Consider the following 16,795-nt stretch of genomic DNA (forward strand, 5'->3'; position numbering starts at 1 on the left):
TCGTGCCGTTATTATCATATCGCCCAAAATCTAGTCGAACTGGTGGATTACCTGGCTTGTTTTCTAATTATATGAAGACCTGGGATACTACAGTCCGCGTTGCCGAACCCAGTAGCATCCGAAACCGCACTTACTGGAGCATTCATTGATGCAATAATATTCGCTGAATAGTTAACGCTATTATGACATGCAACACAATTTAAATACATATTCAGAGTTGTATCAGTAGGCACTACTGTATCATCAATAAAGCCCCCGGTGTTCCCGCTTGCATAACAACCACGCAACGTCATCCTACCATTCTCTTCGCATTCTACAGGCACATAAAATCCAATGTTGTTATCTCTAGCGGTACAATTTGTAAGGTATACATCAAGTCCGTATAATAAAAATCCTGTCTCGCAACCTTCTGCAATACCGTTATCGATATTTACAAAACTGTCACATTCTATCTGGAACCCAAATGTATAACCTGAAGCAAAACAGTTACGGAATACTACGGTACTGAAAACAGTATCAAATCCTGATGAATCTTCCGTGCCTGTTACTCCTCCTACGGCACTACAGCTGATAAATTCATTTCCTGTACTTTGAGTTACATATACTCCTGCTACTCCATCATTATCAAACGAGGAATTTCTAACCGTTAGTCCAGTAACCACTGAACTTTTTAAACCATATGTAGAATTTTGGCTGCTTATTACACGATCAAGAACAATATTGCTACCAACTTCCATATCAATACCAATATCGCACGATACGCACGTCACATCTTCTATTCTCACAAAGTCTGCATTAAGAATACAAATACCTGTAGGAGCATTTGATACCAGCCCATTTTTAATACGAACATCACGTACTCCTGACTCAACCGAAATGGCCGGTGCTGCACAAGCACCTTTAAGTGGCGCTCCAGTAACGGTATATCCATTTAAATCTAACGTTATACTGTCCCCTGCTATATTAATTGGTCCCGCCACATTATTAGTTAAACAATATGTCCCACTCAATGTAAGCGTTTGTGCTTCCGAAACTGGAGTAGCTGCGCACGGAGGGGTGGTAGGTGGACACATATCTGAGCAACATGGTGCAGGATCATCCAGGGTACAATCAACGTTCTCAAATCCACGAGCGGCTGCTGCTGAGGTAACTGGGGCATTATTTGCTGCTACAATGTTGGAAGAATAGTTGGTACCATTATTACACGCAACACAGTTTAAATACATGTTCACTGGAAGATCGGTAGTCAAAACAATAGCATCTTGAAAGCCATACAGAATATTGTCTTTCGCAACACATTCACGGAAAACAGCCTCACCACCATCTTGCGATGTTAAAAACCCAGAATCCAAGCTCTTTTCAGCAACGCAATTTGTTACCGTGCTCGTATCCCCACCAATAGTAAACCCGAATAAGCAACCTTGCGCAAAACAGTCCGCGAGATCATTTTGACCAAGACTGCTAAAAAAACCAGACGATAACGTAGATGCAGAACAGCTACGGGCCACCATCGTTGAGTTCAGACTTTCAAATCCTACCTGTCCAGAAAAGCACGTAATGTGGGCTCGCTGTTTCAAACTATCTTCAACCTGCTGCTGCCTGAGACAATCCACAATATGGGCCGTTGCAGAACATGCAATACATTCAACAGCACTTCCATTATCTGCCAGTACTCCCGCATCCCGATTATCATTAAAAATACTGTTGCGGATAACAATCCCTACACTGTTATTACAGTAGACGCCACTACTACTATTGTTATTACTGATAACATTATTAAGCACCCCTGTAACAACATTGGCAAAATAAATACCATTCTCCCAATTTTCACACGTTACATCTTCTATGCGAACACTCGGTGCACCATCAATAAAAATACCTCGGTCTGCTCCAGATCCACGTACAGATCCGTTTTTAATGCGCACGTCAGATGCCGAAGATGCAATTGAAATACCATCAGAGCCAGATAATACTGCATACCCATTCAAGTTTAATGTAATACTTGATCCCGTGATGACAATCGTTCCTGTTACGTCATTGGTTAAGCAATACGTTCCGCTGAGCGAAAGTGTTTGTGCTTCAGAAACTGGAATAGCTGCGCACGTTGCCGGCTCATCCAAGCTACAATCAACGCTCCCAAATCCACGCGCTGCTGCTGCTGAAGTAACGGGGGCATTATTTGCTGCTATAATATTGGAAGAATAATTGGTGCCATTATTGCATGCAACGCAATTCAAATACATGTTGTGCACATTTTCACTTATTGGACCTTCCTCAAGGAAGCCATACTCGGCATTATCCTTCGCCACACAGTCACGGAAAATAACCTCCCCAACATCTGGAAATGATGAATATCCCGCTTGGCTATTATCTCGTGCAATACAGTTAGTAAGAGTTGCCTTATCACCATGCAACTCAAAACCTATATCACAAGACGTTGCAACCGAATTAAAATGCTCAGAAGCACTGCCCTGATCGTTCACAAATCCGCTATCAAAAAATGTTGCGCTACAATCACGATATATCGTCATTGAAGAAAAGTTACAATAAAAACCTGCTGAAGGTATGGGCTGAGCTCGATTTTCAGAAATAACCTTTTTGCTCGTTACACCTACCAACGAAGCATCATCAATGCCCTGGCCTCTCAGTTCAAGAACTTTATACGCTGAACAATTAATAAATTCAGCAGTACTATTAACAGATACCAACGCACCAGTAGAATTATTGCTAAAAGTAGTGTTACGAGCAATAGCTCCCTCCGTACTGTCGCATTGGAAAGATGTAGTATTGTTGTTACAATTCACATTATCCAAGATCACGGTAACAGCATTTAGAGAATAAATACCGATAGTCCAATTGTCACAGGTTACCTCTTCTATGCGAACATCCGTTGCACCATTAACAAAAATACCTCGATCTGCTCCAGATCCACGTACAGATCCGTTTTTAATGCGCACGTCAGATGCCGAAGATGCAATTGAAATACCATCAGAGCCAGATAATACTGCATATCCATTCAAGTTTAATGTAATACTTGATCCCGTGATGACAATCGTTCCTGTTACGTCATTGGTTAAGCAATACGTTCCGCTGAGCGAAAGTGTTTGTGCTTCAGAAACTGGAATAGCTGCACATGTTGCTGGCTCATCCAAGCTACAATCAACATTCGCAAATCCACGTGCTGCTGCTGACGTAGTTACTGGGGCATTGTTGGCTGCTATAATATTAGCCGAATAATTAATACCATTGTTGCATGACACACAGTTTAAATACATGTTGTTTACATTATCAGTTACTGTCGCGTCGTATTCAAAAAAACCATGCTCTCCATTAGCTTTTGCCACACAGTCACGAAAAACAACCTCACCTTGGTCAGGATCTGATACAAATCCAGCCACCGCATTATTTTCCGCTATACAGTTAGTCACTGTACTTTTATCACCATTCAGTAGAAACCCTAAAACATTACTTTCTGCTACTGAATTAAACGCATCAACTTGACCGCCTTCATTTGCAAAGCCAACCACACAGTTAAATGCTGAACAATCCCGATATAATGATTCCGCATTAGCGCAAACAAATCCCGCTTGCCCACTACCATCTACACAGGCACGCATTACATTTTTTTTTCTTAAAAGATCAACGCTAAATTGATTAACAATCTCTCGTTGCCTCATAACATCCGTAGATATTTGACCTACCGCAGAGCAATTAATAAATTCAGCAATACTACCGTTTAATGATAATGCTCCAGCTAGATTTTGATTGAATGTACTATCGCGAGCAATAATGCCTACACTATTTTCAACTGTTAATCCCACGTCACAGTTTCCCGTACATGCTACGCGATCACAGGTAATGGTAAAGCCATTAAGAACATAAATACCATTTTCCCAATTTTCACACGTTACATCTTCTATGCGAACGTCAGACGCGCCATCAACAAAAATACCTCGATCTGCTCCAGATCCACGCACAAATCCATTGCGAATACGCACGTCAGATGCGGCCGGCGCAACCGCAATGCCATCTGAACCCGCAGATACTGTATACCCATTCAAGTTTAATGTAATGCTTGATCCGGCGATGACAATAGTTCCTGTTACATTATTTGCTAAACAATAGATACCGCTCTCTGTTAATATTTCTGCTTTTGTAATTACGGTTGCTTTGCAGAGATCTTCACAGCATTTAATTTCATCAATTTTATTTGTAAGCTGGCAAATCGCATCTTCAATCCATGATTGACCTCGTGAACCAGTCAGTTCATACAATTTATTAGGTACAACATCTTGCTCAACCGAGGCACTTACTACACATACTGCCTGAGAAAGTAATGCAACAGACATTAACAATATATTTTTATAATTCATCTTTGTTCGTCTCCTATAACAATGGATCCTACACAGCTAACAACAACGATCTCTAATCTTAAACAGGCTCAGCGCTACAATCAACATTATCAAACCCGCTTGCATCCGCTGCTGATCGCACAGGTGCATTATTTGCAGCAATAATATTATCCGAATAATTAATCAAATTGTTACATGCAACACAATTTAGATACATATTAAGAGCAGGCCCAGAGATATCAGTTGTTATCATGCCCCCTTCTGTAAACCCAAAGACACTATTATCTTTTGATACACAATTACGAAAAATCACGGAACCTTGATCCGGATATGATGCAAAGCCGGCTTTGCTATTCCCCTGCGCAATACAATTTGTTAAAGTTGCAAGATCTCCATGTAATTCAAACCCGGTAACATTGTCTTCGGCGACACAATTAAAGAAATCTGCTCTGTTGTTGGAAACACTACCTTTTCTAAGAGAGTCCGATGGGATATCCGATACTTGCATAAAAGAAAATCCAATATCGGTACCTGACGCCTTGCAATCGCGATAGACTACAGATGCGCCGTCAGATAAAAATCCAGCGCCCACTGTTATTACTGTGTTTCTTAGTTGATCATGTTCTTGAGAATCAATTGCCGCCAGACAATTAACAAATTCGACAACACTGCCATCGGTGACCAATGCACCAACAGCACTTCTATTAAAGATGCTATCACGAACAAGAGCAGACGAACTGTTTTCACAGAATAATCCTGCCGTTTGATTGTTATTGGTCATCACATGATCAAGCAAAAGTGTAGATACATTCGTACAATAAATGCCAAGATCCCACCCTTCACACATTACATCTTCTATGCGAACTTCTCGCGCACCATTTACAAAAATACCTCTATCTACTGCAACAGTATCCTTACCAAAACCATTGCCTTTTAAATATCCATTTTTAATACGCACACTGGATGCAGTATCTGAAACAGCAATGCCATCAGAACCCGCAAATACAGTGTGTCCATTTAAATCCAATGTAATCCCTGATCCCACAATAAAAATTGTGCCATTAACATCATTGCCTAAACAATAGGTGCCACTTTCAGATAATATTTGTGACTCTGTAATTACTGTAGCGCTACATGCATTATCACAAGCACTCAGTGCATCAATTTTTCTTAAAATTTCACACAGCGCGCTTTGAATTACCGCTCCAGATGCTCGAGTAGAAGAACCATCCTTCTTGGCTGCAGTATCAGTCGCATAGACCGCGCAAGAAAATAATAAACCCAACGCTACTGCCATATTTTTTTTATAATTCATATACCTTCTTCCCTTGATAATAATTGATACAATATTTTCCAACGACAACTGAAAACAAATTACTGCTTATTTTTTACAATAAGCAACATATAATGAAAAACATTAAAAAAAGCGCCCTTTACATCTGTAAAGGGCGCGCCGAATATCACCAAATGAGAAAATATCTGCAGGGATAACTCTAAGAACAGGTTACGTTAGAATATCCAGTGGCAGTTGCTGCAGAGGCAACTGGAGCATTATTGGATGCAATAATATTGCTAGAATAATTAGTCCCATTTTTACATGCCACACAATTTAAGTACATATTAACAGAGGTATCGGTTGGAATGCTTTCATCTAAAAATCCAAAATCCCTATTGCCCGACGCATAACAATTTCTTAGTGTAACAAAACCGTCGTCGCAACGCGCTGGCATAAGGAACCCAACAAAACTATTATTTGCTGCACAATTGAGTGCATATACTCGAACACCATCTAATACAAATCCCTCAAACGTATTTTCTGCTACACAATTATACATATCAACACGAGCAGGGCATTCTACAAGGAACCCAATTGGATAAATGAAGGCCGAGCAGTCGCGAAACACTGTTTCCACTTCAAAGCCTGCTACATGGAACCCACTTCGACCAAACGTGATTACATCAGTAGGCACGTTGTTTCCTGGATCCCCTGTTGCAGTACACCGTACAAGCTCCACTTGAGAAATGTCTGTCATATATACGCCGTCATTAAAGTTATAATCAAAAATAGAATCGCGCATTATAACATTAGCAAGGCTACACGATACGCCTTGATTGTTAAAACTTGCAGAAACTCGATCAATAGTTATTGCAATGCCTGATACTATTTGAATACCTGCGTTCCAACCTTCGCAAACAACATCTTCTATCGTCACATTAGAGCACGTACTTATACTAATACCAATATTATCAGTATACGGACCTTCTACACGTCCGTTTTTAATACGTATTCCATCTACACGAGTCATACAAATACCATCATTTCCACAAGAAACTCTTAGTGGTTGATTATGAATTGTATATCCGTTCAAATCTAATGTTATACCGTTGCCTGCAATGGTAATTGTTCCAAAAATATCATTAGTTAGACAATAGATCCCTGGCTCTGTCAGTGTTTGTGGTTCTGAAACCATTTTTGCTGCACATGTTGCCGGCTCACTCAAACTACAATCAATATTGTCAAATCCACGAGCTGCTGTCGGTGTAGTAACTGGGGCATTATTGGCTGCTATAATATTAGGAGAATAGTTAATACCATTGTTACATGCAACACAATTTAAATACATATTGCTTACAGCATCGGATGGCGCCACTTCATCCTCGAAGAAACCATTTCCAAGATTACCTTTTGCTATACAATCACGGAAAATAACTTCACCTTGAGCAGGCGCGGACAGAAATCCAACTTCAGCATTATTTTCTGCCAAACAGTTCGTCAAAGAATGCCTATCTCCCCCAAGGGAAAATCCTATGATGTTGCCTTCAGCAACGCAATTAAAGGCATCAGTCTGTCCCACGTCGCAAAGAAACCCAAAAATAGAAGTAAATGATGTGCAATCACGATAGATTACTGCTGACTCGAAGCACAGGAAGCCAATTTGCATAGCCGAACAAGCTCGAGCGGTGCCTTTCCCTGCTCTCAAAAAATCAATTGCTGACATACCTGCAACATTCAGTTGCCTTAAGCAATCTGTAGAAACTCCAGATGTTGACGAGCAATTAATAAATTCAACTGCGCTGCCACTTAATACTGATGCTCCAACTATATTACTCCCATTAAAAGCACTATCACGGACAACAACTCCAGTACTATTTTCAAACTTTGCACCTTCAACCCTATTATCACTACAGATTACGCGATCACAGGTAACGGTAAAGCTATCAAGAACATAAATCCCAGTTTCCCAATTTTCACACGTTACATCTTCGATACGAACATCCGTAGCGCCATTCACAAAAATACCTCTATCCTCCCCGCTTGCTCCTCGTACCATCCCGTTGCGAATACGTACATCTCGCGCTGTTGATGCAACGGCAATTCCATCAGAACCAGACAAAACTATATGTCCATTCAAATTCAAGGTGATACTCGATCCTGCAATAAAGATGGTACCCGTTACATCATTGCCCAAGCAGTAAACACCGCTTTCAGATAATATTTGTGCTTCGGTAATCACAGTCGCTTCACACAAATCATCTGGACATTTCAGATCCTCAAGCGTACTTAAAATTTCACACAATGCATTTTGAATTGCAGCCGCAGATATTCGTGAAGATGCTTCAGAACGCACAGCATCTTCATTAATCACAGTGCCAGTTGCATATACTGCATGACAAAGCACAAAAGCTAATATTCCCACCATATTTTTATAACTCATACTTATTCATCCTTTTATAAAAATTCATATAATATCTTTTAACAATAACTGTGATACAAGCTACTCATTCTTTTTTAAAGAAATCAATACATAACACTTACAACCTTAAAAACCATACCAATCAGCGCTTTTTACAATCCGCAAAGGGCACTTGATAATCTAACTAAAATACATAACAGCAGTTGTGTAACTATTATGGTATAAAATCTGTAGGAACAGTTCCAACCAACAACTGAATCGCTGCTGCTAGTAGATCTGGAGTCATATTGCTACAATCTACATTATCAAATCCGCGAGCATTCGCTGCTGAAGTAACAGGAGCATGATTTGAAGCAATAATGTTAGAAGAATAATTAGTACCATTATTGCACGCAATACAGTTGAGATACATATTTTTGATGTCATCCGTTATAGCGCCTACTTCTCCAAAACCAATACCATTTCCTTTTGCCAAACAATTACGAAAAACAACTTCACCTTGATCAGGAACTGAAAAAAATCCGCTCCCAATATTGTCTTGTGCAACACAATTGTTCACCGTTGCTGCATCTCCATCAACTTCAAACCCTATAATGTTGCCATTTGAAACGCAATTAAAAAAATCACCTCGCCCAAAATCAACAATAAAACCTAAACCTAAATTAAATGCCGTACAATCACGGTACACTATTGTTGCACCATTAGATGAAAACCCGATCACTTCTGAATCAGCTCCACTTGAATGAAATGCCGAACAATTAATAAATTCTACAGAGCTACAAGAGCTGCTCTGGGCGCCTCTGAGAACGTTGTCACTGAACACACTATTGCGAATAACAAGCCCTAGAGACTGCTCACATAAAAAACCAACCCTATTTCTATCACATACTACACGATCAAGGGTGCCAGCAGTGGCATCTACAAAATAAATCCCAATTGCCCAATTTTGGCATGTTACATCTGCTATGCGAACATCACGAGCGCCACTAATAAAAATCCCTCTATCTTCGCTCAATCTATCAACACTTGTGCCTTGTATAAACCCATTTTTAATACGCACGTCTGATGCAGTATCTGAAACAGCAATTCCATCAGAGCCCGCAAATATGGTATATCCATTTAAGTTCAGTGTGATCCCTGATCCTGCAATAAAGATAGTACCGGTTACATCATTCCCCAAACAGTAAATACCACTTTCCGATAGCACTTGCGCTTGCGTAATCACAGTCGCTTTACACAAATCATCTGTACGTTTCATATCCTCAAGGGTACTGAGCATCTCACACAATGCATTTTGAATTGCAGTCCCAGATATTCGTGTAGATGCTGCAGAGCGAAGAGCATCCTCATTCGTCACCGTGCCAGTTGTATATACTGCATGAGAAAGCATCAACATTAATAGACCGACTATATTTTTATAATTCATCTTGATTCATCCCTTTATAAAAATTCATATGATGTCCTTTAAAACAAGGAGGATATACACCGAGCCCTTGTTTATTAAAAAGATCAACATCCATTTTTTGTATTCTTATAATTTATAATAAAATAAGCGCCCTTAGCATTGGCAAAGAGCGCTTATTTTATTATCAACTACAATGCACAATACATATCATCAGTTATTCAACCATTATGGTATAAGTAATAACTGAATCACGGCTGCCAATAAATCTGGAGTCATATCACTACAATCTACATTAGCAAATCCACGAGCATTCGCTGCTGAAGTAACCGGAGCATTATTTGCTAAAACGATATTAGGTGAGTAGTTGATACCATTGGCGCATGCAACACAGTTTAAATACATGTTTACTGATCCTACAAGGGTAGCATCAAGAAATCCAAAACTACTGTTACCTGTCGTTGAACAATTGCGTAGTGTGACAAAACCACCTTCACAATCTACTGGCATAAAGAATCCACTGAAAGCATTATTGTTCGAAGCACAATTCGTTGCATTTACTCGCGAACCATCCAATACAAAACCTTCATAGTTGCTCTCTGCAACGCAATTATACAAGTCTACGCTAGAACGGCATCCTTTAGCAGAAAAACCAATTACATAACCAGTAGCTGAGCATTCACGCAGTATTACTTGCGATTCATGAACATGGAAAGTAGTTGCACCAAATGTTACTAAATCTGTAATTGGAAAGTTATTATCTCCCGTTCCAGTACATCGCAAAATCTCACCTTGGCTATTACGACGTACATGCACCCCACTATTAGCGTTGTAATCGAAAATAGAATCGCGTATCACAAGCCCTGTAACTTCTTTGCAGTTTACACCATCATAATTGTAGCTTGAAATAACGCGGTCAAGAACCAGTTCAGAGCTATATTTTGCTCGAATACCACGGTACCAACCTTCGCACGTTACATCTTCAATTCTCACATTGTAAGAATCACGTACATAAATACCGCTGCTGTTGAAATTGTCACCACCTTCTACACGGCCATTTTTGATACGTACTTCATCTGAATCGTTGACATAAATGGCACTGTCAGTAGCTCTTAACAACTGCTCAATAACAGTATAACCGTTCAAATCTAACGTTATTCCTGAACCTTCAATAACAATCGTTCCAACAATATCGTTAGTCAAACAATACACACCTGGTTCTGTAAGTGTTTGTGGTTCTGAAACCATTTTTGCTGCGCATGTTGCTGGTTCTGGAAGATCACAATCAATATTATCAAAACCACGCGCAGCTATCGCAGTAGTAACTGGCGCATTATTCGCAGCTATAATATTAGGAGAATAGTTAGTGCCGTTATTGCATGCAACACAATTTAAGTACATGTTTGATACATTATCAGTTCCCAGCGTGTCGTCAAAAAAACCAAATCCAAAATTACCTTTTGCTACGCACTCACGAAAAATAACTTCACCTAAGCCTGTCCCTGAGAAAAATCCAGCTTCAAAATTATTTTCCGCTATACAGTTTGTCAAAGTGGCCCTGTCTCCAATGGGTGAAAATCCTATACAACAACTTTCAGCTACTGCATTAAACGCGTCAATTTGACCAAACTCACTGGTAAAACCTACCGCAAAATTAAATGCTGAACAATCGCGATATAATGCAGTCGCATTATCACAAAGAAACCCAACCAAACTATTGCTTGAAGCCCGTCGCGTCATATTTTTTGCTTTCAAACGATTAATTACTCGCAAAGCAGGGACACTTTGTCCTCTTAGACTACAATCTGAAGAAATCTGAGTTCCTCCTGATGCAGAACAATTAATAAATTCAACAATACTACCGTTTACTGCCAACGCTCCAAATTCATTATTATTAAAGGTACTATTGCGAACAACAGCTCCAACACTATTTTCAAAGATTGTTGCCGTACCGTTGTCGTTACACATCACGTGGTCAAAAGTAACAGTGAATGCATCAAGGGCATAAATACCGATCTCCCAGTTCTCACAGGTTACATCTTCTATGCGCACGTCAGTTGCGCCATTAATAAATATACCCCGATCGGCCCCAGAACCTCGTACAGATCCATTACGGATGCGCACATCTGATGCGGTTGATGCAACTGCAATTCCATCAGAACCAGATAATACTACATACCCGTTCAAGTTCAATGTAATGCTTGATCCTGTAATGATAATGGTTCCTGTTACGTCATTACCCAAGCAATAGATACCACTTTCTGATAATATTTGTGCTTCCGTAATTACCGTAGCTGCGCATAGGTCTTCACAGCATACAAGAGCATCAATTTTATTTGTTAGCTCACAAATAGTGTCTTGTATACACGCTAAACCCTTTCCACCACTGGGCGCACAAAATCTATTTGATGCAACATCCTGCTCAACATTACTACTGGTTGCATTTACCATATGAGAAAGCAACACAACAGACATCAACAAAATATTTTTATAATTCATCTTTAGCCATCCTTTGATTCTAATTTATCAATACCGCATAACAAAAACTGTAATAATGCCTTCTCCTTTTTTTAGTACTACATACACCTTTTAAATCCTTAAATTGGTATTATTAAGCGCCCTTCACATCTGCAAAGGGCGCTTAATAATCAATTACAACGTAAAAAGCATATCATCAGTTATTCAACCATTATGATGTAAGTAATAACTGAATCACGGCTGCCAACAAATCTGGAGTTGTATCGCTACAATCTATATTGTCAAACCCACGAGCGTTCGCTGCTGAAGTAACCGGAGCATTATTTGCTAAAATAATATTAGGTGAGTAGTTAATGCCATTAAGACATGCGACACAGTTTAAATACATATTTACTGATGTATCAGTAGGAACAGTAGAATCAACAAATCCAAAACTACTGTTACTTATCGCTGAACAATCGCGTAGTGTAACAAAACCGCCTTCGCAATCTACTGGCATAAAGAATCCACTGAAAACATTATTGTTCGAAGCACAATTTGTCGCACATGCTCGCAAACCATCCAATACAAACCCTTCATAGTTTTGTTCTGCAACGCAATTGTACAAGTCTACGCTACAACGGCATCCTGTAACAGAAAAACCAATTACATAACCAGATGCTGAACAATCACGCAGTATTACTTGCGATTCATCAACATGGAAAGTAGTTGCGCCCAATGTTACTAAATCTGTAATTGGGAAGTCATTATTTCCCGTTCCAGTACATCGCACAATCTCACCTTGAGAACCACCATTTAAATACACCCCATTATCAGAGTTGTAATCAAAAATAGAATCGCGTATCACAAGCCCTGTAACATGATTACATGTTGCACCATTATCGTTATAACTAGAAAATACGCGATCCAAAACTACTTCAGAACTACATTCCATCTCAGTACCAATAGTCCAACCTTCACAAGTAACATCTTCTATTCTCACGTTGGAAGAATTAGTTACAAAAATACCGCTGCTATTGAAGTTATCAGCGCCTTGTACACGGCCATTTTTGATACGTACTTCATCTACATCGCTGATATTAATACCATTGTTATTACCAGCTTTTAATAATTGTGCAAAAACAGTATAACCGTTCAAATCTAACGTTATTCCTGAACCTTCAATAACAATCGTCCCGCTAATATCGTTAGTCAAACAATATACACCTGGTTCTGTAAGTGTTTGTGGTTCTGAAACCATTTTTGCTGCACATGTTGCTGGTTCTTTTAAATCACAATCAATATTGTCAAAACCACGAGCTGCTGTCGGTGTAGTGACTGGCGCATTATTCGCACCTAAAATATTAGGAGAATAGTTAGTACCGTTATTACATGCAACACAATTTAAGTACATGTTTGATACATTATCAGTTACTACGTCCGTTTCTAAAAAACCATATCCAAAATTACCTTTAGCCACACACTCACGGAATATAACTTCACCTGAACCTTGAAAAGTCTCTGACGCAAATCCAGCTTCAAAGTTATTTTCAGCTAAACAATTTGTAAGCGTATGTCTATCACCAAAAAGAGCAAATCCTATGAAGCTGCCTTGAGCAACTGAATTAAAGGTATCGGTTTGCCCACCTTCAGCCATAAAACCAAAAAAGAGATTAAATGCGGAACAATCGCGATAGAGTGCAGTTGCATCACCACAACCGAATCCAATTGTCTCATTATTTTGTGTACATGCTCGCATTGCATTTTTTCCGCCAAACCGATTAAGAGCCGACTGATCCACAACAGCTCGTTGTCTTAAGCAGTCTGAGGCAATCTCGCCTAACGCAGAACAATTAATAAATTCAACAATACTACCATTTATTGAAAGGGTCCCAAGCAAGTTATCATTAAACGCACTATTACGAACAACGGCTGCTGTACTGTTTTCAAATAACACACCAACTTCGTTTTCATTACACATCACGCGATCCAATGTAACAGTAAATGCATCAAGGGCGTAAATACCATTTTCCCAGTTCTCACAAGTTACATCTTCTATGCGTACGTCAGTTGCACCATTAATAAATATACCTCGATCGGCGCCAGACCCTCGTACAAATCCATTTTTAATACGTACATCTGATGCAGTTGATGCAACTGCAATTCCATCAGAACCAGATAATACTACATGCCCGTTCAAGTTCAATGTAATACTTGATCCTGTAATGATAATGGTTCCTGTTACGTCATTACCCAAGCAATAAATACCACTGTCTGATAATAATTGTGCTTCCGTAATTACCGTAGCTGCGCATGTATTATCTTCGCAAGACGCAAGATTATCAACTTTTTCTACAAGCGCACACAGTGTATCTTGAATACAGGATAAACCCTTTCCATTAGATGCCCGAGAAGCATCAACCCCTTTATTGCTCACATTACCGGTTGCATTTACCAAATGAAAGAATAATACAGCACCTGTTAGCAACATGCTTTTATAATTCATTGTACTTCCTTATATTATAAACATTCTCATCACAACCTCTTGTTCCATATGCATATTACAAAGATGCAACAAGAGACTCTCATCGCCTTCTATACAATTACTCCAAAACTCTACGTCCTCCTTATGCTAAACACCAATATCCTAACCAAGTAACACTTCAATTACATGAGATAGCAAATCAGGTGTAAAATCTGAACAATCAATATTATCAAATCCACGTGCATTAGCCGCTGAAGTAACCGGCGCGTTATTTGCAAGAATAATATTGAAAGAATAATTAGTATCATTATCGCAAGCGACGCAATTTAGATACATATTATCTGATTCATCTGTCGGAGTAGTTCCATCAAAAAATCCAAATTCTTCATTAGCATTTGCAACGCAATCACGCAAAGTAACTTTACCATCATATGACGACGGCATCACAAATCCGTTATAGTTTTTAGTAGCAACACAGTTTGTTAAATAAATCTGATCGCCATCTACTGAAAATCCTGATACCGTATTGCATTCTGCAACACAGTTATACATCTGAACGTTCCCGCTGCATTCTGCACCAAATCCAACACCATATCCGTCGGCAAAACAATCACGCAACAACACTTTAGAATCAGCACAATGAAACGCAATTGCATCCGCTTGATCCGTAAATTCATTCTTTGCAGAACATCCAACGAGCTCAGCTTGACTATTGGATCGTACATAGACCCCATTCTCACAGTTGTAGTCGAAAATAGAATTTCGTATTATAAGTCCATTAACCTCCTTACAATTTACGCCTTGCTGATTGTCACTGGAAATAATGCGTTCAAGAACCACTTGCGAACTATATTTTACTTTAATACCGATAGACCAACCCTCGCAAGTAACATCTTCTATTCTCACATTGAGAGAATCACGTACATCAATACCAGCATGAGCATAATAACTACCCTCTACTCGTCCATTTTTAATACGCACTTCATCCGTACACTTAACACAAATAGCGTTATTATCGCACGTACCATGAATTGTGTATCCATTCAAATCTAAGGTGATGCTTGATCCTTCAATGCAAATTGTGCCACAAATATCATTGGTCAAACAATAAATACCGGGCTCTATCAATGTTTGTGGTTCTGAAACTTGTTTTGCTGCACATGTTGGTGGTTCCGGCAAGCTACAATCAATATTATCAAATCCACGAGCGGCTTTCGACGTAGTTACTGGAGCGTTATTGGCTGCTATAATGTTAGGAGAATAGTTAATGCCGTTATTACATGCAACACAGTTTAAATACATGTTCTTTGCATTATCAGTTGCTATATCCACTTCTAAAAAACCATATACAGCGTTCGTCTTTGCAATACATTCACGGAAAATAACTTCACCCAAATAAGGCTCTGATGCAAATCCAGCTTCAACGTTATTTTCTGCTAAACAATTTGTTAAAGTATGCCGATCGCTCTCAAGCACAAACCCTAGACAGTTACTTTCAGCAACGGAATTAAAGAAATCAGTTTGACCTCCCTCACTCAAAAAACCTATAAAATTGTTCGAAGCCGAACAATCGCGGTATAATACCGTTGCACCAGCACAATAAAACCCAACTTGCTCGTTGCTTTGTATGCATGTTCGCGTTAGTTTTTTTGTTCTAAAAAGATCAATTGCAGACAGATCATCAATAGGACGCTGTCTTAAGCAATCTGAAGAAACCTGCCCTGACGCAGAACAATTAATAAATCCAACACTACTGTCGCCTGTCGCAAATCCGCCTATCTGATTATCATTAAACGTACTATTACGAACTAAAACTGGAGTACTATTTTCAAATAACATACCTGCTGTACAATTCTCATTACACATAACTCGATCAGCCGAAACGGTAGTAGCATCCAGTGCGTAAATACCTATGTCCCAGCTTTCACAACTTACATCTTCTATGCGCACGTCAGTTGCACCATTGATAAAGATAGCTCGATCTGATCCAGATCCTTTTAAAAAACCATTTCTAATACGAACATCTGATGCAGTTGATGCAATCGCAATTCCATCAGAACCTGAAAATATTATATGTCCGTTTAAGTTCAATGTAATGCTTGATCCTGCAATAATCATTGTCCCTGTTATGTCATTAGCAAGGCAATAAATACCGCTTTCTGTCAGTATTACCGCTTCTGTAACTGGCGTAGAGGCACATGGATCTTCACAACAAACATCAATATCATCAATTTTCTGTCCAAGTTGACAAAGTGCTTCTTCAATCCATGTTTGACCTCGTGAGCCTGTTGGCTCATAAAATCTACTAGATGCAACTTCTTGCTCAGCCAAGGCGCTTGTTGCACATACCACATTAAACAGTAGTGCAACCCTTATAAACAATTTTTTATTATACATCTTTTTC

The 16,795-nt window shown here is 39.3% G+C and carries 7 protein-coding genes; all 7 read right to left on the minus strand.

What is annotated here, in order from left to right; all coding sequences use genetic code 11:
• Positions 1-47: 47 nt before the first annotated feature.
• Positions 48-4,373 carry a right-handed parallel beta-helix repeat-containing protein gene (locus tag VGT41_02165; protein HEV2601078.1) on the minus strand — a complete coding sequence of 1,442 codons (4,326 nt, stop codon included), beginning with the start codon at positions 4,371-4,373 and terminating at the stop codon, positions 48-50.
• 58 nt (positions 4,374-4,431) lie between these two features.
• Positions 4,432-5,667, minus strand: a complete 1,236-nt coding sequence (locus VGT41_02170; protein HEV2601079.1) for a right-handed parallel beta-helix repeat-containing protein — start codon at positions 5,665-5,667, stop codon at positions 4,432-4,434.
• A 178-nt stretch (positions 5,668-5,845) separates the two neighbouring features.
• On the minus strand, positions 5,846-8,068 hold the full coding sequence (locus VGT41_02175; GenBank protein ID HEV2601080.1) for a right-handed parallel beta-helix repeat-containing protein: 2,223 nt from the start codon (positions 8,066-8,068) through the stop codon (positions 5,846-5,848).
• Positions 8,069-8,261: 193 nt separating this feature from the next.
• Positions 8,262-9,473 (minus strand): right-handed parallel beta-helix repeat-containing protein, encoded by a 1,212-nt coding sequence (locus VGT41_02180; GenBank protein ID HEV2601081.1) that lies wholly within the window; start codon positions 9,471-9,473, stop codon positions 8,262-8,264.
• Positions 9,474-9,677: 204 nt separating this feature from the next.
• Complete coding sequence (locus tag VGT41_02185) at positions 9,678-11,948, minus strand: right-handed parallel beta-helix repeat-containing protein (GenBank protein HEV2601082.1); 2,271 nt, start codon at positions 11,946-11,948, stop codon at positions 9,678-9,680.
• Positions 11,949-12,138: 190 nt separating this feature from the next.
• A complete protein-coding gene (locus VGT41_02190; protein HEV2601083.1) occupies positions 12,139-14,412 on the minus strand; it encodes a right-handed parallel beta-helix repeat-containing protein in 2,274 nt (757 codons plus the stop codon).
• Between the two features lie 141 nt (positions 14,413-14,553).
• Positions 14,554-16,788: a right-handed parallel beta-helix repeat-containing protein gene (locus VGT41_02195; protein HEV2601084.1), complete on the minus strand. Its 2,235-nt coding sequence runs from the start codon at positions 16,786-16,788 to the stop codon at positions 14,554-14,556.
• Between the last annotated feature and the right edge of the window lie 7 nt (positions 16,789-16,795).

Source organism: Candidatus Babeliales bacterium (assembly GCA_035944115.1).
In the GTDB taxonomy this organism is placed as follows: domain Bacteria; phylum Babelota; class Babeliae; order Babelales; family Vermiphilaceae; genus DASZBJ01.

What these genes read in the sequence shown, in the direction of transcription:
- VGT41_02175 (HEV2601080.1), bottom strand. Translation starts at nt 8,068, where the DNA reads ATGAGTTATAAAAATATGGTGGGAATATTAGCTTTTGTGCTTTGTCAT.
- VGT41_02180 (HEV2601081.1), bottom strand. Translation starts at nt 9,473, where the DNA reads ATGAATTATAAAAATATAGTCGGTCTATTAATGTTGATGCTTTCTCAT.
- VGT41_02195 (HEV2601084.1), bottom strand. Translation starts at nt 16,788, where the DNA reads ATGTATAATAAAAAATTGTTTATAAGGGTTGCACTACTGTTTAATGTG.
- VGT41_02165 (HEV2601078.1), bottom strand. Translation starts at nt 4,373, where the DNA reads ATGAATTATAAAAATATATTGTTAATGTCTGTTGCATTACTTTCTCAG.
- VGT41_02185 (HEV2601082.1), bottom strand. Translation starts at nt 11,948, where the DNA reads ATGAATTATAAAAATATTTTGTTGATGTCTGTTGTGTTGCTTTCTCAT.
- VGT41_02170 (HEV2601079.1), bottom strand. Translation starts at nt 5,667, where the DNA reads ATGAATTATAAAAAAAATATGGCAGTAGCGTTGGGTTTATTATTTTCT.
- VGT41_02190 (HEV2601083.1), bottom strand. Translation starts at nt 14,412, where the DNA reads ATGAATTATAAAAGCATGTTGCTAACAGGTGCTGTATTATTCTTTCAT.